Below are 24095 nucleotides of genomic sequence, written 5' to 3'. Positions count from 1 at the left end.
CCGGACGGGCTATGAATAGCCCCTCCGGCGTTTGAGGAGCGGGGGTCCAGGGGGCAGAGCCCCCTGGCGGGGTCGAAGGGGCGGAGCCCCTTCAGGATGGGACGGGTAGGGGCGGCGGGGGCGAAGTCAATGCGGGTCAGTACACCAGCGCCTGTGTCTCCTCCCCCAGCGCCTCCTGTACGAACACCTGCGCCCCCGCGATCCGTACGCCCTCGATGACGTCCTTCTCCGTGATGTCCCGGCGGGCCGCGCACTGCGTGCACAGGGTGACGCGGCCGCCCACGAGGAGGGAGTCGAGGAGGTCGGGGAGTGGGGCGGCGTGGGGGAGTTCGAAGTCGGCGGCGCGGCCGGGGAGGGCGAACCACGCGGACTCCCCGGTCAGCCAGAGGGAGACATCGACACCGCTGGCGACGGCCACCGCCGCCACCGTGAACGCCTGCGAGCACCGCTCGGGGGAATCCGCCCCGGCCGTCACCTTGATCACGAGCTTCTTCGCCATGGCCGAATCGTAATCAACTCCCTTACAACTCGGCGGCTGACCAAGAGTCCCTGTGAGCGCGCATAAGGAATGCGCACTTACGTTCTGTGGGGGGACGTCTTGGAAGTACGCCGTACGGCCCTGCTGATCGCAGGCGCCGCCACCCTCGGCCTGGTCGCCGGTACCTGCACCGGCTACCTCGTGCAGGCGGACCGCGAGCCGACGAAACTGCCCTCGCTCTCCCAGCCGACGCTGCCGCAGGCGAGGGGCGAGGAACCCGAGCCGCTGTCCGCCGCCCAGGACCGCCGGGTGAAGACCGACGGCGACCTGCGCAAGCTGCTGCTGAAGAAGCCGGCCGGCGCGCAGGACGCCGACTGGCTGCCCGGCGACGGCTGGCTGGACCTGGCCGCCTACGCCGACACCTACGAGAAGCCGGACCAGATGTTCGGCGACCTCATCGGCAACGAGTTCCGCCGGGCGGCCGTCACCGGCTGGGAGTCCGGTACGACCACTCTGGAGATCCGGCTGGTCCAGTTCCGCCAGGAGGAGGCCCTCGCGGCCGCCGCCTCGGTGGACAACAACCGGCACTGGGCGGACGCCGAGGGCGCCACCGAGAGCTGGACCCTCCCCGGCACCGGGAACGGCATGGCGTACGTCCATACCGAGCCCGAGCGCGAGGCCGGTTACCTGCCGGTGTACAGCGCGGAGGCCCACGCCTGGCGCGGCGACATCGCCATGGAGATCTGGGTCTACGGCGCCGAGCCGATCAGCAAGAAGAAGATCATGGACCTCGCAAAGCGGCAGATGGAGCGGCTGTGACCGAGCACCAGAGCGAGCCGGTTCAGAACGAGCCGGTTCAGAGCGCGCCGGCCGTCGAGTCCGGCCCGCCCGGCGAGGTCTCCGCACCGCCGCCCGCCAAGAAGCCCTTCCTCCGCGGCCGTATCGCCGCGGTGACCGGCTCCCTCGTCGTGGCCGGTGCCCTCGTCACCGGCGTCGGCTACACCGCGGTGACCGTGAAAGACGCCGACCGTGCCGCCGGCGCCCCCGTCTGGACGTTCCCGAAGACCACGGCCGGGGACGAGAAGGCGGCCACCGCCAAGGGGCTCGCCGGTCTGCTCGTGCCGTACGGCACCACCGGCAGCTGGACCCGCGGTCCCGACCTCGGCGAGTTCGGTTCCGACGCCGAGCTCGGCGGCGCCCAGGCGACCGCCCTGCGCAAGGAGGCGCTCGCCGACCTGCCCCGCACCCAGCGCAGGCAGCTGGAGAAGGAGATCGACCGGCAGCGCGTCAAGGGCATGGCGATGCGCAGCTACCTCAACCAGGAGCCCTACACCCACAGCGAGAACCTCAACGTCTACGCGGTGAGCATCGTGCTGGCGCAGATGGAGAGCCGGGCGGCCGTGCGGGACCTGGCCACGTACCAGAACGAGTTCCTCGACGCCCTGGACATCTTCCGCAAGGGGCCCGAGGTCAAGGGCCACAAGAACGCCCACTGCTTCCTGCCGCCCGAGGACGACGACACGGACCTCGACACCATGTACTGCTCCGCCTACCAGGGCGACGTCCTGGTCACCGCCACCGCCGACGGCGTCAAGCCACTCGACACCAAGGGAGTCGCGATGCTTCTCGCCGAGCAGCTCGACCGCATCGCCGAACCGGGGGAGGCGGTATGACCGAGCAGCCCAGGACCACGGAACCGACGGAGTCCGTCGTGGCGAAGCCGCAGCCCCTCCTGCCCCCGCCGCCCCCCGCGGCCCCGCCCCTCGTCCCGCTCCAGCCCTACGGCCCGCCCCCGGTACCCCCCGCTCCCAAGGACCGCCGGGTCCTGCGTGCCGTACTGCGCTGGACCGCCGCCGTGGTGGTCTTCGCGGCGGTCGGGGCATCGGCGGCGTACGGGATCACGCGGATGGAGCGGACGGACGTACCGGGACTGGCGACGGAGTCGGACGGCCGGTGGGACTACCCGCAGCTGGAGAGACCGCCGCTGCCCTCCGGCAGCCCCGAGCCCTTCGCCTATGCCAACAAGGCCGGCGCGCACCACGCCGATCTGCGGACCCTCGCGCTGCCCGCCCCCAGGGGCGCCGAGGAGGACAAGGCTCTGCGCGGCGAGGACGGCTGGCTGGCGACGAAGGACTTCCTGGCGGCGTACGAGAAGGTGGAGCGCGAGGAGTTCGCGCAGGAGCTGACCGACAACGGCCTCCGGCACATCGCGGCCCGCGGCTGGACCACCGGCGACGGCACACACACGCGGATCTACCTCCTCCACTTCGACACCGCGGCCGTGGCGGACGTGCTGTTCGCGACCAGCGGCCCCGACCGTCTGTTGCGCGGCGCCGGGACGTCGGTCGTCGACGAGGACTTCCCGCAGGCGGCGCCGGTCGACCAGATCCAGCGCTCGGTGTACACGGAGACGAAGCCGTACGGCGCCGAGCACGTCCGGCATGCGTACCTGGCCGCCGGTGACGTCCTCGCCGTGATCGTCCAGTCCCGCAAGGGCACGGCCGAGGCGATTCCGTTCCAGCAGACGGTGATCCTGCAGAGCCAGCTGCTCGGCTGACCCCCGCGAGGGGCGTACCTCACGGAGAGAGCCGGGCCCCGGCCGCGTAAGCTGGGGCCCGGTCTTGTGCAACGCGTACTCTCGCTCACCAAGGAGCATTCCGTGGAGATCTTCTTCGAAGTCCTGCTGGCCCTTGTCTGCGTCGGCGTCCTCGCCTTCGCCGGGCTGACCGTGAAGAAGCTGTACCAGGGCCAGCGCTGACCCCCACCGAGGAATTGCCCCGCTCATGATCGAGATCCCGTCCGACCTCCACAAGGACCTGGTCCCCCTTGCCTTCCTGCTCGGCGACTGGGCCGGCGCAGGCGTGCACGACTTCCCGGGCGCCGAGAAGTGCAACTTCGGCCAGGAGGTCTCCTTCAGCCATGACGGCCGGGACTTCCTGGAGTACCGGTCCCACACCTGGGTGCTGGACAACGACGGGAACAAGGTCCGTCCGCTGGAGTCCGAGACCGGCTACTGGCGCATCGACGCCGACCGCAAGGTCGAGGTCACGATGGTCCGCGACGACGGCGTCGTCGAGATCTGGTACGGCGACCTGGCCGAGAAGAAGCCCCAGATCGACCTCGTGACGGACGCGGTGGCACGGACCGGCGCCTCCCGCCCGTACACCGGTGGCAAGCGCCTCTACGGCTATGTGAAGAGCGACCTGATGTGGGTCGGCGAAAAGCAGACCCCCGAGGTCGAGCTGCGCCCCTACATGTCGGCGCATCTGAAGAAGGTCGTCACCCCCGAGGACGTCGAGCGCTGGGCCAAGGCCCTCCCGGACGACATGCCTGACGACGGGATCGCCTTCTTCAAGTAGGCCTTTCCTGAAGTAGCTCTAGACTCGACGGTGTGGTGAGCACCGACTGGAAGAGCGATCTGAGGCAGCGCGGCTACCGGCTGACCCCGCAGCGGCAACTCGTGCTCGAAGCCGTGGACACCCTTGAGCACGCGACCCCTGACGACATCCTCGTGGAAGTGAGGAAGACGGCGTCGGGGGTCAATATTTCGACGGTGTACCGGACCTTGGAGCTGCTCGAGGAGCTCGGGCTGGTCAGCCACGCCCATCTGGGGCACGGGGCGCCCACGTACCACCTCGCCGACCGGCACCACCACATCCACCTCGTCTGCCGCGACTGCACGAACGTCATCGAGGCCGATGTCTCCGTGGCCGCCGAGTTCACCGCCAAGCTGCGCGAGACGTTCGGCTTCGACACGGACATGAAGCACTTCGCGATCTTCGGCCGGTGCCGCGACTGCACGCTCAAGAATTCAACTACCAATTCGTAGGGTCGTAGGCTTGGTCCCATGAAGAGCCCTCTGCTGACTCTGCCCGGCGCCGTCCCCGCCGAGGGCGTGGACGAAGGCGTCGCCGCCCACTACGGCGATCTGTTCCGCGAGCAGCGCGCCCTCGCCGACGGCACCGGCTTCGTCGACCTCTCGCACCGCGGTGTCGTGACCGTCACCGGCGAGGACCGGCTGAGCTGGCTGCACCTCCTGCTCACCCAGCACGTCACCGACCTGCCCGCGGGCGAGGCCACCGAAGCGCTGATCCTGTCGGCGCACGGCCATATCGAGCACGCGCTTTACCTGGTCGACGACGGATCGACGACCTGGGCCCACGTCGAGCCCGGCACCCAGGACGCGCTGATCGCGTACCTGGAGTCGATGAAGTTCTTCAACCGGGTCGAAGTCGCCGACCGGACGGGCGAGTTCGCGGTCGTCCATCTGCCCGCCGGTTCGATCGCCGAAGTGCCGGACGGCGTCGTCGTACGCGAGACGGCGTACGGCCGTGATCTCTTCCTCCCCCGCGCGGACCTGGAGTCGTACGCCGAGAAGGCCGGCCCAGCGGCCGGGATCCTGGCGTACGAGGCCCTCCGCGTCGAGCACCACCGCCCCCGCCTCGGCTTCGAGACCGACCACCGCACCATCCCGCACGAGCTGGGCTGGATCGGCACGGCCGTCCACCTCCAGAAGGGCTGCTACCGCGGCCAGGAGACGGTCGCCCGCGTGCAGAACCTGGGCAAGCCCCCGCGCCGCCTGGTCTTCCTCCACCTGGACGGCAGCGAGGTGCACCTGCCGCCCGCCGGCACGGAGATCCGGCTCGCGGACGACGGGCCCGACGGGCGCAAGATCGGTTTCGTGACGACGTCCGTGCGCCATCACGAGCTGGGACCGGTCGCGCTGGCGCTGGTGAAGCGGAACGTGCCGGTGGATGCGCGGCTGATGGCGGATGCGACGGCCGCGGCGCAGGAAGCGGTCGTAGAGCCCTGAGGCCTAGATCTCCAGGAGCACGGTGAACGGGCCGTCGTTCGTCAGACTCACCCGCATCCGCGCACCGAAACGGCCCGTCTCCACCGTCGCGCCCAGGGCGCGCAGCTGGGCGACGACCTCGTCGACGAGGGGCTCGGCGATGTCGCCGGGGGCGGCGGCGTTCCAGGTGGGGCGGCGGCCCTTGCGGGCGTCGCCGTACAGCGTGAACTGGCTGATGACGAGGAGCGGGGCGTCGATGTCGCTGCACGACTTCTCGTCCTGCAGCATGCGGATCGACCAGAGCTTGCGGGCGAGTTGGGCGGCCTTCTCCTTGGTGTCCTCGTGGGTGACGCCGACCAGGACGCACAGCCCTTCGCCGATGATCTCCCCGACCGTCTCACCGTCGACCACGACGCTCGCGCCGTCGACCCTCTGCACCACTGCACGCATGCACCCATGATGCCCTGCGGCCGGGAGCGGCCCGCGAGCGGCTGCATGCTACTGCGTATCGCTCCTTAACCCCCCATCTGGGGCCGATCGGGGGCACTCATTCACATACTGGCCACTTGGGGTGGCACGATGCTTCCACACGCCGGTCGAGGGGACGGTTGAGGCAGATGAGCACACCGAGTACCGGGCAGCCGCCGACGGTCAGCGCGGCGGACGTCGCGCGTCTGCGGCCGCCCACGCAGCGCACCGACAGTCCGAGCCCAAGCCTGTGGCCGCAGCTGGCCGCCGAGCCGGCCGAGCCCGACCTGGCCGCGCTGAGCCTGCCGGAGCTGCGCACATTGCGCCGGGACGCACAGCGGGACGAGGCGGACCTGAGCTATGTACGGCGGCTGCTGCAGGGCCGCATCGACATCCTGCGGGCGGAACTGGCACGGCGCGGCCCCGCGGGGCAGGCGTCCGTCGTCGACCGCCTCCCGGAGATCCTCACCGACGCCCCGGCCCGCCACCGTTCCTCCGCCCGCCATGTGACGCTGGGGACGCCGTACAGCGAGGAGTACCGGCAGCTGGCCGCCGAGATGCTCGCCGAGGTCGAACTCTCCGACCTCGGCGCCCGCACCGACCTTGAACTCAACACCGCCATGGGCCGCCTCGTCCGCTACGAGCAACAGGTCTCCCACCGCCGCCAGCGCCTCCAACGCACCGCCGACGACTGCAGCGGCGAGATCGCCCGCCGGTACCGGGAGGGCGAGGCACAGGTGGACGACCTGCTGACGTGACGCGGGGGTGCGGGCAAAAGGGTGCGGGCAAAACCACGCGACACCCTCACCGTCGTATGCCTACCGTGATCCCATGAGCCGCCGCGCCGACATCGACGTCCGTCCGATCACCGAAGCCGAGTTCCCGGAGTGGCTGCGCGCGGTGAACACCGGGTTCCTGCGGCGGCCGACGCCGCCGGAGGAGGAGTTGGAGGTCCGTCGTCGGCGGTTCGATGCGGGGCGTTTTCTCGGGGGCTTCGACGGGGGTCGGTGTGTCGCCACGTTCCGGTCGTTCGCGCAGGAGCTGACGGCTGTCGGTGGTGCGTCGGTCCCGGCCGATGCCATCTCGGCCGTCACCGTCACCGCCACTCACCGGCGCCGGGGTCTGCTGACCCGGATGATGGACCGGGATCTCGCCGCGGCGAAGGAGCGGGGCGATGTGGTGGCGACGCTGATCGCCGCCGAGTATCCGATCTACGGGCGGTACGGCTTCGGGCCCGCCACCTGGATGAGTGAATGGACGGTCGATGTGCCGCGGGCCGGTCTCGACCCGCGGTGGGCGGGGCCGGATGACGGCGGACGTATCGACCTCGTCGACGGCGACGACGTGCGCAAGCTGGGCCCCGAGCTGCATGAGCGGCTGCGGCGGAGCCAGCCCGGCGCCGTCAGCCGCGAGGACCTGTGGTGGCAGCTCAACACCGGCGCCGTACGCTTCGACGAGTCGTGGACCGAGCCCCACTTCGCCGTGTACCGGTCGGCGGCCGGCGAGGTCGAGGGGCTTGTGTCGTACCGGTCGGACGACAACTGGCACGACAAGCAGCCGCACAACACCGCCCAGGTGGACTGGCTGATCACCACCACTCCGGGGGCCGAACGGGCGCTGTGGCGCTACCTCTGCTCCATCGACTGGATCACGACGGTGAAGAGCGGGTGGCGGGCGCCGGACGATCTGCTGCCGTTCCTGCTTCCCGATCCACGGGCCGCCCGGATCGCCGGGCAGGCGGACTGGCTGTGGGTGCGGATCCTCGATGTCGTACGGGCCCTGGAGGCACGGACGTACGAGGGGGAGGGGTCGCTCGTCGTCGACGTACGGGACGCGGGCGGGTTCAGCGGCGGGCGGTACCGTCTCGATGCCTCGCCGGAGGGGGCCGACTGCGCGCCCACCACCGCCTCCGCCGAACTCACGCTCGATGTCGGTGAGTTGGCGGCCCTGTGGCTGGGTGACGAGTCCGCCGTACGGCTTGCCGCGCTGGGGCGGGTCCAGGAAGAACGAGCGGGCGCCGCCAAGATGGCCGACGCCCTGCTGCGTACGTCCAGGCGGCCTTGGTGCCCGGACATGTTCTGAGGTCTCCTCTCTGCCGACGACGACTGACCGTTCATCCGTAGCTGTGCTCTTCAGTTGTTGGGTGATCTTCAGTTGTCGTGCTCTTCAGTTGTGGCTGTGCCTGTGTGCAGCTGACGCTGCTGTTCGGTTGTCGGTGTTCAGTTGTGGCTGTGCATTTGGTGCAGACTGGCCGGGCTCCCGGCTCCCCTCCGGAAGGGAGCCCGGTCAGCCGATCCTGGGCGGGGCGGCCGGTGTGGTGCTCAGCCGGACTGGGCGAGCAGCATCACGAGGATGACCGCGCCGATACCGCCGAAGACGGTGTTCCTGGCCTTGATTCCTACGGCCAGTGCGATGAAGCCGATGATTCCCATCGGGCCGTACTTCCACTCGATGAGCTGCTCGAATGCGACGGCGAGAGCGGCAAGGACGATGGCGGCGAGCGGCATGTCGGTCCCTCCTTCGGGACGGGTCGCCCTGGGACGGTGAGGCGGAACCCTGCTGAGGACCGTCCACCTGGTCGAAGGATCCGACGCTGGTGGCCAACCCCTTGAAGTCTTGACCATGTTGCTCAAGTTGGTAACCAACTCCACTGTACTTATCTCCGCTTGGAAGCGTCTCATAACCACCTTTCTTTGAACTGACGTAAGATGGCGAGAAGTTGTACTGTTTGGTCGTGGACCCGAAACACGCCGCCGTCAATGGACGGGCGAGGTCACAGGCGCCACCCAAGTCACATCAAGAGGTGGCCGACGAGCTGCGCGCCCGCATCAGGTCGGGTGAGCTGCAGCCGGGCCAACGCATGCCGACCCAGGCCAAGTTGGCCGACGAGTTCGGCGTCGAGCGGGGGGCCGTACGGCAGGCGCTGCGCATCCTGCAGTCGGAGCACCTGCTCACCAACGTCTCCAAGGGCAGCCCGGCCACCGTCGCACCCGACCTGAGCAGGGCGCTGATCGGCCCGGGAGCCCCGCCCCTGCCCACGATGGTGGCGCTGGCCCCCCGCATCGCGGACGCGTTCGCCGGCACGCATGTCGAGATCGACGCGCTGTGCCTCACCTCGATCAACCTCACCCTCGCCATCGGCGAGCCACTGCGCCAGATCCACGCCGGGCAGCTGAAACCGGCCAAGGTCGACGTCCGTGTCCTGCTGCCCAGCCGCGACATCGAACTCGCCTTCCCGGCGCCCGTGGACCCCACCGACGACGACTCCGTGCACCGCCGCTGGCTCTCCCAGCGCAACGCCCAGGGCCAGGTCCTCCAGCACAACCTGCTGGCCCTGCGCTCCTCGCACGGCATCGACGTCGACGTCTCGTTCCGCGCCCTGCCCTTCACCCCGCCCGTGAAGCTGTACCTGCTCAACAGCACGGAGGCGCTCTTCGCGTACTACACGCTCACGCGACGCGAGCAGGAGATCGAGCACGAATTTCTGGAGATGTACGACGCCGAGGGCTCCCAGTCCATGCTGTTCGCCTTCGAGCAGGGCGGCGGCTTACGCGACACCACGTTCGTGGAGCAGTCCCAGCTGTGGTTCAACGCACTGTGGGAGACGATCAGTTCGGAGCTGGTGCTCACGAGCTGACGTCTCCCACGGGGTGGTCCGCGGTGTGATCCGACCTCATAGAGCGGGCCCCGCGACCAGCACGGCGAGCATGACGGCGCCGATGGAGCTGAGCGCCGGGCTCTTGGCCTTGATACCGATGGTGAGCAGCAGCAGTCCGAGGATGCCGGTGGCGCCGTACTTCCACTGGACCATCTGTTCGAAGCCGACGACGAACACTGCGGAGATGAGGGCGAGGGCAGGCACGGTGTTTCCCCCTTCGGGCTTCCTGGGCGGCGGGACGAGCGGTGGGGGGTGCGTGTGTGACGTCTCCGGATGGGGAGGCAAAACTTCCGCCAACTTGGTTAAGTTGGCGACCATCTCTGACTAGGTTGTCCCCAGTTGGTACCTACTCATAAACAACTCGCAGACAACTCCCCCTAGATGGATCGCAGTTGTAGCGTTTGGTCGTGACCCAGGAGAACGTGGCAGTGAACGTGAACGGCAACAGAATGTCGCCCCAGGAGATCGCCGACGCCCTGCGGGAGCGGATCCGCGCCGGAGAACTCAAGGCGGGGGACCGCCTGCCCACTCAGGCCGACCTCGCCGAGGAGTTCGGCGTGGAGCGCGGCACCGTGCGCCAGGCCCTCCGGGCGCTCCAGGACGACGGTCTTCTGAGCAACGTCAGCAAGGGCAGCCCGCCCCGTGTCGCCGAGCCGGCACCGGTGCTGGGCGAGCCCCAGCCGACGATGGTCGGGTTGGCGCCGCGTCTGGCGGACGCGTTCTCGCAGCCGCACGTGCGCATCGACGCGGCCTGCCTGACCGCCGAGACCTTGATGCTGGCCCTGAGCTCGCCACTGCGCCGGATCCATGAGGGCAAGGTGCGCCCCGAGTCGATCGACGTGCGCATCCTGCTGCCCTCCCGGGACATCACGCTCGCGTTCCCGGCGCCGGTCGACGGCGACGACGAGTCGGTGCACGACCGCTGGCTGTCCATGCGCAACGCCCAAGGCCACGTCCTGCGGCACAACCTGCTGGCCCTGCGCTCCTCGCACGGCATCGACGTACACGTCACCTTCCGCGCCCTGCCCTTCACCCCGCCGGTGAAGCTGTACCTGCTCAATGGGGCCGAGGCGCTGATCGCGTACTACATGATCACGCGCCGCGAGGAGCCCACGGACACCGGCACCCTCGACATGTACGACACCCTGGGCACCGAATCCCTCCTCTTCTCCTTCGTCCAGCGGGCCGGCCAGCGCGACGCCGCATTCGTGGAGGAATCCCAGAAGTGGTTCGACGCCCTCTGGGAAACCATCACCACGGACCTGACACTTCCCTAGTGACTTCTGATACGACGCAGACTGATCCGGTGGCAGCAGAGAACGAGAACGACACGGAGCAGTTGGAGAAGCTCCGGGAGCTGACCAAACCTGCCCGGGTCGTGCTCTGGGACTTCGACGGCCCCGTCTGCCGCCTGTTCGCCGGGCACTCGGCGGAACGCGTGGCGGTGGAACTGGTGGACTGGCTGGAGGGCCAGGGCCTGCACGGCCTGGTCACGGAGGCCGAGCGCCAGTCGCTGGACCCGCATGTCGTCCTGCGCGCCGTGGACGCGCGGCACCCGGGCAGCGACCTGGTCGCGGAGTTGGAGGAACGTCTCACCCAGGAGGAGCTGCGAGCAGTGCCCTCGGCGATGCCCACCGCGTACGCCGACCCGCTGATACGCACCTGGACGGCGACCGGCGCCCGCCTGGCCATCGCCACGAACAACTCCCCGCGCGTGGTCAGCGCTTACCTTCTCGGTCGGGACCTGGCCTCCTGTTTCGCCCCCCACATCTACGGCCGCACCCAGGACCTCCACCGCCTCAAGCCGGACCCGGACTGCCTCAACCGCGCCCTCACGGTGATGGGCGCGGCCCCGTCCGCCGCCCTGATGATCGGCGACACCCCCTCGGACTACCTCGCCGCTCGCAGCGCCGGCGTTCCGTTCCTCGGCTACGCGCGTAACAGCCGCAAGGCGAAGCTGCTACGGGAGGCCGGAGCCACGTCGATCGTGCAGTCGCTGTCTCCGGTCCTGGATGCGGTGCGGGATCAGGCCTGAGTCATCAGCACCACGAACACGACCGCGGCCCCGACGGCCAGTCCGGACCGTCGCGCCCGGATCCCCACGCCGACCAGGAACAGGAGCAGCACGCCGACGACGCCGAGCTGCGCCTGTGCCCGCTGCCCGAGGTAGATCTCGAAGAGCTCCATGACCATGTGGAACGACAGCATGCCCACCACCTCCCCTCCACTTCCAGGATGACCTCAACCAGCCGTCCAATTGGACTGGTTGATTGAAGGTGGTCTGCCCGGTCCGATTGATCCCTTAACCAACGGGCCAATATGCCTGCCAAGTTGACCGGACCATGGTTTGCCGGCGGACTGGGAGCGGTACGGTCCAGGTGTGGACGCACAGCAGACCGGTGAGGGTGGCGGCAAGGAGTTCCAGAAGGTCTCCGACGAGCTCCGCAGCCGGATAACCGACGGCACCTACCCTCTGGGGTCCTTCCTGCCGTCACAGCGCGACCTCGCCGAGGAATTCGGCGTCTCCCGGGACACCGTGCAGCGGGCGCTGCGTGAACTCGCGGGCGAACGGTGGATCGACCCGCGGCAGGGCAGCGGCACGCGCGTGATCAACATTCAGCGCATCCAGTCGTCGGATCCCAAGGCGACCCGATCACGGCACGGCGCGACACTGGGCCCCTTCATCAGCGAGGCGTTCGAACGGCCCGAAGTCACCCTGGACGTCTACACGTTGACGTCCGAATCCCTGGACGCGCATATTCGCCTTCAGGCCGAGCGCATCCGGGCCGGTTTCATCCGTCCGGAACACATCGCCCTGCGCATGCTTCTGCCGTCCACGGCCCTGCAACTGCCCTATCCGAAGGCCTTGAAGATCGACAGGGACACGCCGCGGCTGCAGGCCCGCCTGCGCGCCATCACGGAGCGGCACACGGACTCGCTGCGCAACGTCCTGAGGGAACTGCACGCCGAGAAGCTGGTGCCGTCCGTCGATGTGCAGATACGGCATGCGCCGCTGACACCGACGTTCAAGCTCTATCTGCTCAATGGGGTAGAGGCGCTGCACGGCCTGTACGGGATCACCCGGCGTCCGGTGGTGATCGGCGACGAAGAAATCGACGCCCTCGATGTCCTGGGTCTCGGAGCCACGCTGACCCACCATGTGAAGGATATGGACCAGAACTCGCCCGGATCCGTGTTCGTGGAAAGCATGGAGTCCTGGTTCGAGTCGGTCTGGACGTTGCTGTCCGAGTGACCGTCAGCTCTCGAAGCACGCTCGAGAGGGGCGCGAGATCGGGTCCAGTCGAGGGCTGTTAGCATGCCCGCACCGACTGAGCAAACGCTCGCCTTCTTACGTATCAAGAGGCAGAACCAGCCAGCCCCGAACGGGCTCGGGCAGGTCTCATGCAGATGGGTGGAATGCGCCCGTCATGGCCGTACAGAGGCCATTCTGTGGTGCGCGATGCCACCACCGTGCTTACCGTTTGCCATACATTCCGTCTCGTACCCGGAGCAGCCCGTGGGCGCACCTCCCTATCCCCGTCCGTCTCCCGGGGAGCGTGCCAGGGCCGCCGCTGCGTGGGCGTTCATGAAGCACGCCGTCCAGTCGGGTCAGGCAACCAGCGGGCACCACAATCAGAACTACGTACTTCCGCTCACGGAGACTGACGCGCGGCTGCTCCGCCGTGACCCCGGCACGTCCGTGACCGTGCGGATCCGGCGTGCCGAGGCGCTGCCCGTGGTGATCAGGACCTGGGAGAACGAGGCAGCGGTCCTCGACGCCATCAAGGGGGTCCTGCCGCACGTTCCGGAGTGCCTCGTCAACCAGGACGGCTTCGCAATCCACAGCTATGTGGAAGGCGTTCCGCTCTCCAGCGTGTGTGACAACGGCAAGCCCGTCGACACACTACTCATCAAGGCACTGGCCGGCCTCCTCGCCCAGATGACCCGGGTGCGGCGCATTGAGCTGCCGCCGCTGCCGAAGGCCTGGCCCAGCAACCATCTGGACAGCCAGGGCTTTCTGCAGACCCTGGCGCATCTTGCGGACCAGCAGATCAGACGGCCCAACTGGGCTGAGTTCGGAGGGCTGTTCGCGGCGCTCGGCGTCCCGGAGGACGCTATGGTCCGCCTGGCCGAGCGGGTCCCCGTGATGGCGCGGCGACCGTACAGCCTGCTCCACGCGGACCTCCACCGGGACAACCTGATCCTGCCGTATGCCTCCGCCGCCGAAAAACCGCCCCTCATCTGCGTCGACTGGGAGCTGGCGACCTACGGCGATCCGCTGCACGACCTCGCGACACATCTCGTGCGCATGCGGTACCCGTCCCATCAGCGGACCGAGGTGGTCGACGCTTGGGCGGAGGCGATGCAGGAGACCCGCCCCGCCGCGGTCAACGGCCTGGGCCGGGACCTGCGCAACTACCTCGCCTTCGAGTTGGCCCAGTCGGTCTACCCGGATGTGATGCGCGCCGCGCGGTCGCTGGAGGAATCCTTCACTCAGAACAGCCTGGACGAGGCGACGCTGGAGGTGCACCGGGCCCTCGAGGCGGCGGCCGAACCGCTCCGGCTCGGCAAGGTGCCGAGCAAGGAGGAGATCGAAGGCGCCCTTTTCCGGTGGCTGGCGTCGCGGAACCAGCGCGTCGGTGGTGACCTGATCGCCCAGGCCTTCACCTGGGAGCCGGACAGACGCCTTCCCGAGCACCCCGAATTCCCGGACTCCGCCGTGACGGATGCCCTGATGGCGGAAGGGGCCGCTCCGGCGGGCCAGGTGTTCAAGGGGACCGCGCATCTGAACACGGTGGTCCGGGTGCCGGACATCGAATTTCCCGTCGTCGTAAGGCGCAGGCTGCTGGGCGTCTGCCGCCGGGAACGCAGCTTTCTCAGTGAGCACGCGGTGCTGCGGGCCATCGAGGAATCGCCCGCGCGGGTGGCGGCGCCGAGGGCGCTCGCGCTCGGTCGGGGGTATCCCGGTGACCCTTTCACCATTCACACGTACGTCGGACCCCATGACATCGGGCGGCCCCCCAGCCATCCCGTCCACGGCCTGCTGCCCCATGAGGCTGACGGGCTCGTCCGCCAGCTCGCCGCGCTGACGGAGGTCGACTACAAGCGGGTCGACCCCCTTGCCGGCGAAGGCGGGTTCCATCGCTGGCTGACCGAACAACTCCTGGTTCTCGTCAGGGAGTTGCCGAAGGAATCTCAGCAACTGGCGCGGCAGCTGGGGCTGCCCGACGCAGACGGTCTGAGGCAGCTCCTGTCCCGCCACGAGGTGGCCGACCGGAAGCCGGCGCTGCTGCACGGTGATCTCAACCCCTGGAACCTGGTCCGTCGCGACGACCGCCTGGCGCTGACCATCATCGACTGGGAGATGGCGGTGGTCGGAGACCCGCTCTACGACCTCGTCCGGCACATGCACCTCACCCCGACCCGGCCGGAGATCCGCGACCGGATGTTCCGGCTGTGGGAGCGTCTGCTGCCCCCGGAATACACGTGTGACTGGCGCAGGGACTGGCGTGTGTACCGGTGGATCGAGATCGTGCGGTCCGCGTACATCGACCTCGACCGGCTGGTCACCGGAGCGAGCCTGGATGCTCCCAACGTACGCCGTGCCGTGGATTCCTACGCCATGACACTGGCTGCCGCCAAGGGGTTGCTGGGTCTGCCCGACCGCCGGACGGCGAACCCCTATCTTGCCCGCGCTCTGGTCTAGGGAGACCATGACTCCACCCAAAGGCGGGTTGCCCGCGGGCATATGACGTTGCGTCGGGTGCGGGCGGCGTGGGGAGGGGGCGGGGGCATGCTTCAGCGGGGGAGCCGATCGGCCGACGACGGTGTGGGCAGGCGGCTGAGGCGCGTTCAGGAACGCTATGAACCCGCGGTGACCCGTGTCCTGCTGGCCGCGGTCTTCGTCACCGGACTGCTCGCCCAGTTCGTGAAGCCGGTCGGCGACGCCCTGGAGGGCAAGGCGTATCTCGGTGGCGCCCTGCTCAGCCTGGTCGGCTATGTGCTGTACGACGCGGTGAAGGATCTCTCCTCCTCGGTGCGGGTGCCGACGCGGCCGCTGGTGAACTCCAGTCAGCTCGGCAGTTTCGTCAGCGAGGCCTTCCAGACCAGGAAAGTGGAGATAAGTTTCCTCGGCTATACCGGCGAGACCCTCTACAACGAGCTGTACCACCGTCTGGAGGACCTGTCCGACAACCCCGGCCCCACCCGGAGGGTCTCGGTGCGGATGCTCGTCCCGGACTTCGGGCAGAAGATGACCGTCCCCGCGAAGGTGGGCGGTGACGGACGGCCGGTCGACGACGTGGCGTTCCGTGACCGCATGTCCGAGCGGTGCCAGGAGTACGAGGAGAAGCTGTCGGACATCGCCGAGCGGCTCACCGCCACCGGCAGGCTGGTCGTCGAGTGTGAGTACCGCTGCTATCCGGGCATCCCGCGCGACAAGATCTGCATCTTCAACCGCGTACAGGTGCTGCACGGTCTGTACGACCTCTCCGTGCGGATGCACCACCGGGGCGAGGACTACTTCGACCCGAAGGGATACAGAACCGACCTCAACGTCTGGTCGCGGCAGGGCACGGCAGCCGCGGAGGAAGCCGTCACCACCTGGATCAAGCACTTCGACGACCTCTGGGGCCTCGCCACGGTTCCGGCCTGGCGGCAGGGCGTCGCGCCCTGAGGCCACCGCCGCCGCGATGCGTAGGCTCACCCCATGAGCGAGATCGGCCTGCGTGAGCGCAAGAAGCGGCGGATGTATCAGTCCGTGTCGGACATCGCCATCCGGCTGTTTCTGGAGAAGGGCTTCGATGCCGTGTCCGTGGCGGAGATCGCCGCCGCGGCCGAGATCTCCAAGCCGACGCTGTTCCGGTACTTCCCGGCGAAGGAGGACCTTGTCCTGTACCGGATCGCCGATCACGAGGACGAGGCCGCGCGGGTTGTCGGTCAGGGCGATCAGGCGCCCCTTGTCGCGTTGCGGCGGCACTTTCTGGAGGGGCTGGAGCGGGGTGATCCCATCACTGGGATGAATGACCATCCCCAGGTGGTGGCGTTTCATGCGCTGCTGTACGGGACTCCGGCCCTGGTCGCGGGGATGTACGGCCATCTGGAGCGGTCGGAGGCCGCGCTGGCCGAGGCGCTCGGTGGGGATCTGGACGCTCGGCTGGCCGCGGGGCAGATCGTGGCCGTGCGGCGGATCCTCGCGCAGGAGAACTGGCGGCGGATCAGGGGAGGGGAGTCGGTGGGGGAGGTGCGGCGGGATGCCGTCTCGGCGGCCGAGCGGGCGTTTGGCCAGTTGGAGGGCGCGTTTCCGTATCTTGCTTGACGTTGATACCTAGTAAGAAATGTTACTCGGTTGCGTTATTCCGGTACGCTTCCTGGAATGACGTCACCCGACCCCGCCCTCCGGGACTCCCTCCACCGCGAACGCGCCCACCATGACCGCTGCCGCACCGCCCTCGCCGCCATGGTCGACGGCGCCCAGGAACATGTCGTCACCGGCGAGGACGTCTCCGCCTCCGGTGCCGACGCCGAAGTGCTCGGATACCGGCTGCGCAGCCGGGCCAAGGAGATGCGGGAACTGCCTGAAGGGCCCCTGTTCTTCGGCCGGTTGGATTTCCGGACCGACAGTGAGCACGGCGGGCAGCACTATCACATCGGGCGGTTGCGGATCACTGAGCACCCCGCCGTCCCGCCCCTCGTCGTCGACTGGCGCGCGCCCGTATCCCGGGCCTTCTACCAGGCCAGTGCCCGTGATCCACAGGACGTGGTGGTACGGCGGCGGTTCGGATGGGCGCCCGGCAGCCGCGGTGACTCCGCCGACCTGACCGGGCTGGAGGACGAGCACCTCGGGCGCGGCGAGGAGCGCGTCAGCGGCATCGTCACCCGCGAGATAGAGCGGCCCCGCGTCGGGCCCATGCGGGACATCGCGGCGACCATCCAGCCCGAGCAGGACGATCTCGTACGAGGTGATCTCGCCCAGTCGGTGTGCGCGCAGGGCGCTCCGGGGACGGGAAAGACCGCCGTCGGTCTCCATCGCGCCGCCTATCTCCTCTACACCCACCCGCAGCGCATCCGGCGCGGTGGACTCCTCATCCTCGGGCCCAACCGCACTTTCCTCTCCTACATCTCCGAGGTGCTGCCGGCCCTCGGCGAGACCGGCGTACGGCAGTCCACGCTCATCGAGGAGATCGCCCGGCATCCGGTGAGCGGCAGGGACGAGCCGGCCGCCGCCCTCCTCAAGCACGACGCCCGGATGGCCGACGTCCTGCGGCGGGCGCTGTACGCGCGTGTGTCGATCGAGAGCGCCGACTCCCTTGCCGTTCCGGACGGTTCGTACCGGTGGCGGGTGTCCGGTGATGAGCTCGAGCGGATCGTCGCGGGCGTGCGGGCCGAGCAGCCGCCGTACGCCATCGGGCGGGACCGGGTACGGACGCGGATCGTGGAGCGTATTCGGGCGCAGGCGGAGCGGCGTGCGGGGGCGGTGCCGGGTGCCTGGGTGCGGAAGATCGAGCGGGCGCGGGCGATCGGCGAGCACCTGGACGCCGTATGGCCGCGGGTGCGGCCCGAGGAGGTCGTCGCCGAACTCCTCACCGATGCCGATGCGTTGGCCGGGGCCGCCGACGGGGTGTTCGACGCCGACGAGCAGAAGGCGCTGCTGTGGGCGCGACCGCCGCGTTCGTGGAAGAGCGCACGCTGGTCGGCCGCCGATCTCGTCCTGCTCGACGAGGTCGCCGGGCTCATCGAGCATCCCCAGGGGTACGGCCATCTCGTCGTCGACGAGGCCCAGGACCTCTCCCCGATGGAGTGCCGGGCCATCGCCCGCCGGGCGTCCTTCGGGTCGCTGACCGTGCTCGGGGATCTGGCGCAGGGGACCACGCCGTGGGCCGCGCGGTCCTGGCCCGCGCTCCTCGCCCACCTCGGGAAACCGGACGCCACCGTGGTTCCGCTCACCACCGGGTTCCGGATGCCGCAGGCCGTCGTAGGCCTGGCCAACCGGCTGCTGGCACGGCTGGATGTGGACGTGCCGGCCGCCCGGTCCTTGCGTGGCGACGGGGAGTTGAGCTTCCGGGAGGCGGTATCCGGCGATCTGCCGGGGGCAGTCGTCGAGGCCGTGCGCGCCGCGCTCGACCGCGAAGGGTCCATCGGAGTCGTCGCCGCCGACGCGGACGTGGACCGGCTGCGGTCGGCGCTCGGAGCGGCCGGGATCGAGGATGCCCGGGTGTCCGTCGTACCCGCGAGCCTCGTCAAGGGCCTGGAGTACGACCACGTCGTCGCCGTCGAGCCCGCGACGATCGCGGAGGCGGAGGAGCGGGGCCTGCACCGGCTGTACGTCGTCCTGACCAGGGCGGTGTCGAGGCTGGAGGTGGTGCACGGGCGGCCGTTGCCGTTCTAGGCGGTTCGGCAGTGCGCCCCGATAGGGGCGCGGGGCTGTGACATATGCGGCTCCGCCGCGTGGGCGCGACCAGCCACGACGGGCCCGCAGACGAGCGACGGCCGCCCGTCGGGTTCAGACGCTTTCCAGCAGCGGAATCAACTGCTCTTCCTCGTACGTCAGATGCTCCTCCAGCTCGGTCGCCAGGCGTTCGATCTCGGCGTGGGCGGACGCCGCGTCCGACTCGGGGGACACGGCGGCGCGCAGTTTCTCCACCAGCTCGGCGATCCGCTCGTGCTCCTCGCCCAGCCGGGCCAGGACGGGGGCGGCCTCGGGGTGCCGGTCGGCGAGGACCGGGAACATGCCCATGTCCTCGGCGGTGTGGTGGTAGTGCAGGCCGTGGCAGAAGGTGAGGCAGTTGACGCGGAGCTGGGCGCCGAGGGCGGTGCCGTCGGCCATCTCCTTGCGGATCAGCGCGAGTTCACGCCGGAAGCCGTCGTGGATGACCTTGATCGCCTCGCCGAGGGAGCCGGCCCTGATGTTCGGCGGGCCGTCCTGCTCGATCTCGTACAGCGCGACCACGGGTATCACGCGGCCCGCCTTCTCCTGGTACGCCGCCCAGCCCGGCTCCGCCTCGACGGCCCGTGCGAAGGCCTGGTCGCGTTCCTCGCCCTCCAGGACGACGGCCCGCGCGGGATACGTGAACGCGCCGCTCTCGACGGTGACTTGGGGGTTGGCGCGGAGGTTGTGGTACCAGGCGGGGTGCCGGGGGGAGCCGCCGGCCGAGGCGATGACCAGGACGCGTTCGGCGCCGTCGGGGAGGAAGCCGAGGGGGGTGGTGTGCGGGGTGCCGGTGCGGGCTCCGGTGGTGGTCAGCAGCAGGAGCCGGGCGCCTTCGAAGTAGCCGCCGACCGCGCCGTGGTTGGCGCGGAACTCGTCGATGATCTGTTGGTTGAAGTCGTTGGGCATGCGTCGGTGTTCTCGCTTCTTTCTCGATCGCTGATGTCCCATGCGGATCGCATGGGCGGGAGCTACGGCGAAAATAAAGAAGCGGCGGGCCTCTCGCCCGCGCCGGCCTCACTCAGAGGCCGGGCACCCAACTCGCTCACGGCACAAGGCCGACCCGGCAGTCATGGACGGGACGTTAACCGGGGGAGAGGATGCGCGGCAAGCGAGTTTGTCCGATCCTGTTGAACGATGCTCCTTTTTCTCGATGTGGACGGGACGCTGATCCCGTTCGGGGCGACCTGGCCCTACCCGGAGTACGAGGCTCGCTTCGCGCTGCCGGAGGGCGCCGGCCATCCGCTGCTGCCCCGCGTCGATCCCGGGCTCGGGGCCCGGCTCACCGCGCTGGACTGCGAGTTGGTGTGGGCCACGACCTGGATGGACGACGCCAACGAGTGCCTGGCGCCCTGGCTCGGCCTGCCCCCGCTGCCACTGGTCGACTGGCCGGGCGGCGGCGAGGGCAAGCCACGCGGCCTGCACTGGAAGACCCGGCCGCTGGTCGCCTGGGCGGACGGTCGGCCCTTCGTCTGGGTCGACGACGAGATCACCGACGTGGACCGGGAGTGGGTGGCCGCCCATCACCCCGTACGGGCCCTGCTGCATCGCGTGGATCACCGGTACGGGCTGACCGACGCGGACTTCCTGGTGCTGCGGCGGTGGGTCAGTGGGCGGTGCGGCCCAGAAGCTCGGTGACCCGCATGAAGCTGTCCGTGCCGTGGCCCTCGGCGATGACCCGGCGGGCCAGGCCCTCGGTGACGCGCATCAGGCTCGTGTCGATGCCGTGGGACTCGGCGGTGTGGACGATGTGCGCCATGGTGGAGGCGGCGGAGGTGATGGGGTTGATCTCGCCGGAGTAGGTGCCGTTGTCGACGTCGGCGGCGAACTCGGCGAACAGAGGCCCCTGGATCGCGCCGATGCCCTGCGCGAAGGGCGCCAGCTCACGGGCGGTGATCCCCTCGGCGCGGGCCACCGCGAGGGCGTGGGCATAGCCCGCCATGGCCGTCCAGAAGATGTCGAGCAGGGCGATGTCGTAGGCGGCGGCCCGGCCGATGTCCTCGCCGAGGTGGGTGTGGGTGCCGCCCAGGGCGGACAGGGTGGGCTGGTGCCGGTCGTAGAGCTCCTTCGGGCCGCTGAGGATGAAGACGCCCTCGGGCGTTCCGATGTCCGGCGTGGCGGTCATGATCGCGCCGTCCAGGTAGCGGATGCCGTGCGCGGCGGCCCAGTCGGCCGTGTCCCGCGCGCGGTCCGGGGTGTCGGCGCTGAGATTGACGACCGTACGGCCCTTGAGAGCGGCCGTGACGGCGTCCTCGCGGAGGATCGCGTCGGAGGCGTCGTAGTTCACCACGCAGACCACGGTGAGCGGGCTCGCGGCCACCGCCTCCTCGGCCGACCCGGCCGCCGACGCCCCGCGCTCGACCAGCTCCCGTTCCCTGCCCGGGGTGCGATTCCATACGGTGGTCCGCAGACCGGCGTCGACGAAGGCACCGGCCAGGGCCCGGCCCATCGGACCCAGGCCGAGGACGGTGACGGCGGACTGGTCGTCGTACGTAGACATGCTTCAACTCCCGTAAAATGTGCGGTAATTGATGACAAAGGGGCGAGGATGACGCGCAGCCGTGCTCAGGACACGAACGTGTGCGGAGTGACCGCCGCGATCGCGGTGATCGACGGCAAGTGGAAGCCGAGCCTGCTGTGGCTGCTGGAATCAGGCCCGCAGCGGCCCGGCGAACTGCGGCGCCGGCTGCCCGGGCTCACCGAGAAGGTGCTGACCCAGGCGCTGCGCGAGATGGAGGCGGACGGTCTGGTGCACCGGGAGGTGCACGACGTACTCCCGCTGAAGACGGTCTACTCCCTGACCGGCTTCGGCCGTGAACTCTCCGAACTCCTCGCTCCCCTCTCCGACTGGGGCCACCGCCGCCTGGACCGGCTCCGCGCCTCCTGACCTCGCGACTTCAGCCTCGCCCGAGGGCCGCGCGCTGCCAAGTACCCACTTTTTTGTGGGTACTCCGGGACAGGGCGGGAGGGACCTCTCCGGTACGCCGACGCTAGTACGCGGGGTTACTCCCGCTGTCAGACGACCTCGCCGTCCCCGCCCGGCACCGTAAGTCCCATGAAACTGAGCCGTCCCGCACGCCGGGCTTCCGTTGTCGTCCATGTCGTCGCCTCGGCGAGCTGGCTCGGGCTCACGCTCGGGCTGCTCGCGCTGGCGGTCACCGCGATCACCACCGGGTCCGCGGTGACCGCCGAGGCATCCGTCCGGGCCATGAAGCTGTTCGCCGACTGGCTGCTGCTTCCGGCCGCGTTCCTCACGCTCCTCACCGGCCTGCTGCTGTCCCTGGGCACCCCATGGGGGCTCGCACGGCACCGCTGGGTCTACGTCAAGTTCTGGCTCACCCTGGCCACGATCACCGCCACCGCCTTCGCCCTCCGCCCCGGCCTGGGCGCCACGGTCACCGCCGTTACCGAGACCGGCTCCGTGCCCGACCCCACCGACCTCGTGATGGGACCGATCGTCTCCCTGTCCGCCTACGTCTTCATGACCGTGATCTCGATCCTCAAGCCATGGGGGTTGACCCGGCGGGGCCGGAATGCGCGCACAGCCGTCCGCCGTCCGGTGAGCACCGAGCGGGCTCGCCAGGTTGCCTAGCGACTTACACCCAGGGAAAGAGGATTCCAGCACTAGGGAGGACCCACCCTGCCGCACCCGACTTCCTGTGCCTGGCTCGCTCGGGTAGTCGTGCCGGAAGCGAGCGGGGCGCGAGGGCTCGCCGGACCCGACACGTCCAGTCGGCCCCGCGTCCTCGTCCCCGCGCGCTCCCGCGCCCGCGTGTGCGGGAGCGCGCGGTTGCGGACGCCGGAGAGGAGCTCGTGCAGGCCGAGGCCCTCGGGGTGGCGGCGAACCGCCCTCGCATAGGCGCCGATCACGGCCAGGCAGGCGGCCAGGGACAGCAGCAGGACGAGCCCGGTGACCGGATCCGCGGCCAGGCTGTAAGCCACGTCCCGGTAGCCGACCTGGCCCGCGATCTCGATGAGCGCGGAGGCGTCGGCAGGGGAGGCCGGGTAGTCGGGAAGGATCGCCCCGGCGGCGAGCCATACGACCGCCAGCGGCGGACCCAGCAGCGCGGCGCGCAGGACGAGCCGGGCGGGCCCCGGCCGTCCGCCGTCAGCGGTGACCAGCTGCAGCAGCGATACGTGCTTGCCCGGCGTCGCGCCCGTCCGCCACGGGACGACGACGAACCACAGTCCGAGGACGACCGGTGGCACCCACAGCACGCTCTCCGCACCGAGCACGACGTACGCGACGCCCGCGACGCCGCCGGTGAGCAGGGCGACGCCCGTCACGTCCAGCAGCAGCGCGAGCAGGCGGCGGCCGAAGGGGACCTTGCCGGCGGCGAGCGGGGCGAGTGCGCGGTCGTCCAGGCTGTCCAGGTCGGGCAGGGCCCGGGCCAGAGGCCCGGCGGCCGCCCAGCCGAGGGCCGCGCCCGCCGTGTTGACGATGAGATCGTCGACGGCGAAGAGGCGGTACGGGCACGCGTAGAGGCCCAACAGCCCGCTGTACTGGGTCAGTTCGAGGCACAGCGATCCCGCGAATCCGGCGATCGTTGCCGCGGTGAGCCCGCGCCGGAAGTGGATCCGTACGAACGCTCCGAGCGGCAGCAGCAGGAGCAGGTTGAACGCGGTCTGCCAGACGGCCGAGTTGTGCAGCACGAGCGCGTCGAGCGTGACGCGGTGGTGTGCCTCCTTCCAGATGTCGGCGAAGGCGGTGCCCGGCGTCAACTGCGGTTCGCGGAAGGACGGGTATGCCGCGCAGACGTCCACCGACGGCGATGGCAGCGGCACGACCGTCATGCAGAAGGCGGAGAGTGCGTAGTACCCGCCGCCGTACACCGACAGCACCCGCCAGCGGGTCATGACGCCATGCCGCCGGTAGAGGACGATCGCCGTCGGCACGAACGTCAGTAAGGCGATCGCCGGGAAGAGCAGCGCTGCCGTGCGGATCGGCAGCAGGTAGGTCTCCGTCATGGCGCGCCACTATACACAGCGATTATACGTTGAGTGTATAGAGGGTTTCCGGCCGCCGCAGGGGTCGATACGGCCTATGGGCTGCAGTCCCGGCATGGACCTGCGGTGCCCGGACTTGAGTGAGACGGGTTTCGTCGATGTGGTCCGCGTCTCAAGTGATCTGGTCCGATTCGCCTCTGGTCTCAGGCAATCGGGTTCAGCGACAGAGTTCCATCAGGACCTAGCCAGGGGACGCCCCGCTTTAGTGGGGTGGGGAATGGCTTCTGAGTCCTGCTCTGGCCTCAACTGTGTGCACGGATCTGTG

Annotated in this window: 27 protein-coding genes; 19 read left to right on the top strand and 8 right to left on the bottom strand. The window is 69.4% G+C overall.

Annotation, left to right across the window (positions count from 1 at the left end; translation table 11 throughout):
* Positions 1-136: 136 nt before the first annotated feature.
* The gene (locus tag AB0I98_RS46480) at positions 137-499 is read right to left on the bottom strand and encodes a DsrE family protein (RefSeq protein ID WP_362952141.1); all 363 of its coding nucleotides are present in this window, start codon (positions 497-499) and stop codon (positions 137-139) included.
* Between the two features lie 69 nt (positions 500-568).
* On the opposite strand from AB0I98_RS46480, the gene AB0I98_RS46475 reads away from it, so the two are divergent.
* The 6 genes from AB0I98_RS46475 (at position 569) to AB0I98_RS46450 (ending at position 5291) form a co-directional block, all read left to right on the top strand.
* A complete protein-coding gene (locus AB0I98_RS46475; protein ID WP_362952140.1) occupies positions 569-1297 on the top strand; it encodes a hypothetical protein in 729 nt (242 codons plus the stop codon).
* Entirely contained in the window at positions 1294-2151 is an 858-nt protein-coding gene (locus tag AB0I98_RS46470) for a hypothetical protein (RefSeq protein ID WP_362952139.1), read from the top strand. Before AB0I98_RS46475 ends, AB0I98_RS46470 begins: the two co-directional genes overlap by 4 nt.
* A complete protein-coding gene (locus AB0I98_RS46465; RefSeq protein WP_362952138.1) occupies positions 2148-3035 on the top strand; it encodes a hypothetical protein in 888 nt (295 codons plus the stop codon). The genes AB0I98_RS46470 and AB0I98_RS46465 overlap by 4 nt, the downstream gene beginning before the upstream one ends.
* 226 nt (positions 3036-3261) lie before the next feature.
* Positions 3262-3837, top strand: coding sequence for an FABP family protein (locus AB0I98_RS46460; RefSeq protein ID WP_210577744.1), 576 nt, complete (start codon positions 3262-3264; stop codon positions 3835-3837).
* 32 nt (positions 3838-3869) lie between these two features.
* Positions 3870-4307 (top strand): transcriptional repressor, encoded by a 438-nt coding sequence (locus AB0I98_RS46455; protein ID WP_210577745.1) that lies wholly within the window; start codon positions 3870-3872, stop codon positions 4305-4307.
* Positions 4308-4325: 18 nt separating this feature from the next.
* Positions 4326-5291 (top strand): folate-binding protein, encoded by a 966-nt coding sequence (locus tag AB0I98_RS46450; protein ID WP_362952137.1) that lies wholly within the window; start codon positions 4326-4328, stop codon positions 5289-5291.
* 3 nt (positions 5292-5294) lie between these two features.
* On the opposite strand, the gene dtd is transcribed toward AB0I98_RS46450, so the two are convergent.
* On the bottom strand, positions 5295-5720 hold the full coding sequence (gene dtd / locus AB0I98_RS46445; RefSeq protein ID WP_362952136.1) for a D-aminoacyl-tRNA deacylase: 426 nt from the start codon (positions 5718-5720) through the stop codon (positions 5295-5297).
* A 167-nt stretch (positions 5721-5887) separates the two neighbouring features.
* Here dtd and AB0I98_RS46440 point away from each other — a divergent pair, with 167 nt between their 5' ends.
* Positions 5888-6496 (top strand): aerial mycelium formation protein, encoded by a 609-nt coding sequence (locus AB0I98_RS46440; RefSeq protein WP_362952135.1) that lies wholly within the window; start codon positions 5888-5890, stop codon positions 6494-6496.
* A gap of 73 nt (positions 6497-6569) precedes the next feature.
* Positions 6570-7820 carry a GNAT family N-acetyltransferase gene (locus AB0I98_RS46435; RefSeq protein ID WP_362952134.1) on the top strand — a complete coding sequence of 417 codons (1251 nt, stop codon included), beginning with the start codon at positions 6570-6572 and terminating at the stop codon, positions 7818-7820.
* Between the two features lie 239 nt (positions 7821-8059).
* Here the strand turns inward: AB0I98_RS46435 and AB0I98_RS46430 are convergent, their stop codons facing one another.
* Positions 8060-8245, bottom strand: coding sequence for a hypothetical protein (locus AB0I98_RS46430; protein ID WP_362952133.1), 186 nt, complete (start codon positions 8243-8245; stop codon positions 8060-8062).
* Positions 8246-8466: 221 nt separating this feature from the next.
* On the opposite strand from AB0I98_RS46430, the gene AB0I98_RS46425 reads away from it, so the two are divergent.
* On the top strand, positions 8467-9375 hold the full coding sequence (locus AB0I98_RS46425) for a GntR family transcriptional regulator (protein WP_362952132.1): 909 nt from the start codon (positions 8467-8469) through the stop codon (positions 9373-9375).
* Between the two features lie 36 nt (positions 9376-9411).
* Here AB0I98_RS46425 and AB0I98_RS46420 read toward each other — a convergent pair whose 3' ends face one another.
* Positions 9412-9600 (bottom strand): hypothetical protein, encoded by a 189-nt coding sequence (locus tag AB0I98_RS46420; protein WP_301982077.1) that lies wholly within the window; start codon positions 9598-9600, stop codon positions 9412-9414.
* A gap of 197 nt (positions 9601-9797) precedes the next feature.
* On the opposite strand from AB0I98_RS46420, the gene AB0I98_RS46415 reads away from it, so the two are divergent.
* Both AB0I98_RS46415 and AB0I98_RS46410 read left to right on the top strand, forming a co-directional pair.
* Positions 9798-10673 carry a winged helix-turn-helix domain-containing protein gene (locus AB0I98_RS46415; RefSeq protein ID WP_362952131.1) on the top strand — a complete coding sequence of 292 codons (876 nt, stop codon included), beginning with the start codon at positions 9798-9800 and terminating at the stop codon, positions 10671-10673.
* Positions 10622-11431 carry an HAD family hydrolase gene (locus AB0I98_RS46410; RefSeq protein ID WP_362952130.1) on the top strand — a complete coding sequence of 270 codons (810 nt, stop codon included), beginning with the start codon at positions 10622-10624 and terminating at the stop codon, positions 11429-11431. Before AB0I98_RS46415 ends, AB0I98_RS46410 begins: the two co-directional genes overlap by 52 nt.
* On the opposite strand, the gene AB0I98_RS46405 is transcribed toward AB0I98_RS46410, so the two are convergent.
* Entirely contained in the window at positions 11422-11604 is a 183-nt protein-coding gene (locus AB0I98_RS46405; protein ID WP_362952129.1) for a hypothetical protein, read from the bottom strand. The two genes, AB0I98_RS46410 and AB0I98_RS46405, sit on opposite strands and share 10 nt — an antisense overlap.
* A 172-nt stretch (positions 11605-11776) precedes the next feature.
* Here AB0I98_RS46405 and AB0I98_RS46400 point away from each other — a divergent pair, with 172 nt between their 5' ends.
* The 5 genes from AB0I98_RS46400 (at position 11777) to AB0I98_RS46380 (ending at position 18784) form a co-directional block, all read left to right on the top strand.
* Positions 11777-12649: a GntR family transcriptional regulator gene (locus AB0I98_RS46400; RefSeq protein WP_362952128.1), complete on the top strand. Its 873-nt coding sequence runs from the start codon at positions 11777-11779 to the stop codon at positions 12647-12649.
* Positions 12650-12982: 333 nt separating this feature from the next.
* Positions 12983-15103 carry an aminoglycoside phosphotransferase family protein gene (locus AB0I98_RS46395; RefSeq protein ID WP_362952127.1) on the top strand — a complete coding sequence of 707 codons (2121 nt, stop codon included), beginning with the start codon at positions 12983-12985 and terminating at the stop codon, positions 15101-15103.
* 168 nt (positions 15104-15271) lie between these two features.
* Positions 15272-16072, top strand: coding sequence for a hypothetical protein (locus tag AB0I98_RS46390; RefSeq protein WP_362952126.1), 801 nt, complete (start codon positions 15272-15274; stop codon positions 16070-16072).
* Between the two features lie 33 nt (positions 16073-16105).
* The gene (locus tag AB0I98_RS46385; protein ID WP_362952125.1) at positions 16106-16714 is read left to right on the top strand and encodes a TetR family transcriptional regulator; all 609 of its coding nucleotides are present in this window, start codon (positions 16106-16108) and stop codon (positions 16712-16714) included.
* A gap of 57 nt (positions 16715-16771) precedes the next feature.
* Positions 16772-18784, top strand: a complete 2013-nt coding sequence (locus tag AB0I98_RS46380; RefSeq protein ID WP_362952124.1) for an AAA family ATPase — start codon at positions 16772-16774, stop codon at positions 18782-18784.
* Positions 18785-18898: 114 nt separating this feature from the next.
* Here AB0I98_RS46380 and AB0I98_RS46375 read toward each other — a convergent pair whose 3' ends face one another.
* Positions 18899-19732: a nitroreductase/quinone reductase family protein gene (locus AB0I98_RS46375; protein WP_362952123.1), complete on the bottom strand. Its 834-nt coding sequence runs from the start codon at positions 19730-19732 to the stop codon at positions 18899-18901.
* A 228-nt stretch (positions 19733-19960) separates the two neighbouring features.
* On the opposite strand from AB0I98_RS46375, the gene AB0I98_RS46370 reads away from it, so the two are divergent.
* Positions 19961-20461 (top strand): HAD domain-containing protein, encoded by a 501-nt coding sequence (locus AB0I98_RS46370; RefSeq protein ID WP_362952122.1) that lies wholly within the window; start codon positions 19961-19963, stop codon positions 20459-20461.
* Here AB0I98_RS46370 and AB0I98_RS46365 read toward each other — a convergent pair.
* Positions 20430-21323: an NAD(P)-binding domain-containing protein gene (locus AB0I98_RS46365; protein WP_362952121.1), complete on the bottom strand. Its 894-nt coding sequence runs from the start codon at positions 21321-21323 to the stop codon at positions 20430-20432. The two genes, AB0I98_RS46370 and AB0I98_RS46365, sit on opposite strands and share 32 nt — an antisense overlap.
* A gap of 48 nt (positions 21324-21371) precedes the next feature.
* Here AB0I98_RS46365 and AB0I98_RS46360 point away from each other — a divergent pair, with 48 nt between their 5' ends.
* The gene (locus tag AB0I98_RS46360; RefSeq protein WP_362952120.1) at positions 21372-21710 is read left to right on the top strand and encodes a helix-turn-helix domain-containing protein; all 339 of its coding nucleotides are present in this window, start codon (positions 21372-21374) and stop codon (positions 21708-21710) included.
* A 168-nt stretch (positions 21711-21878) separates the two neighbouring features.
* Positions 21879-22415, top strand: coding sequence for a DUF2269 domain-containing protein (locus AB0I98_RS46355; RefSeq protein WP_362952119.1), 537 nt, complete (start codon positions 21879-21881; stop codon positions 22413-22415).
* Between the two features lie 32 nt (positions 22416-22447).
* Here AB0I98_RS46355 and AB0I98_RS46350 read toward each other — a convergent pair whose 3' ends face one another.
* On the bottom strand, positions 22448-23791 hold the full coding sequence (locus AB0I98_RS46350; RefSeq protein ID WP_362952118.1) for a VanZ family protein: 1344 nt from the start codon (positions 23789-23791) through the stop codon (positions 22448-22450).
* Positions 23792-24095 lie beyond the last annotated feature (304 nt).

Source organism: Streptomyces sp. NPDC050211 (genome assembly GCF_040656035.1).
GTDB lineage: Bacteria > Actinomycetota > Actinomycetes > Streptomycetales > Streptomycetaceae > Streptomyces.
Note: the sequence above shows the minus strand (reverse complement) of the source record. Positions and strands in the feature narration are given on the sequence as shown.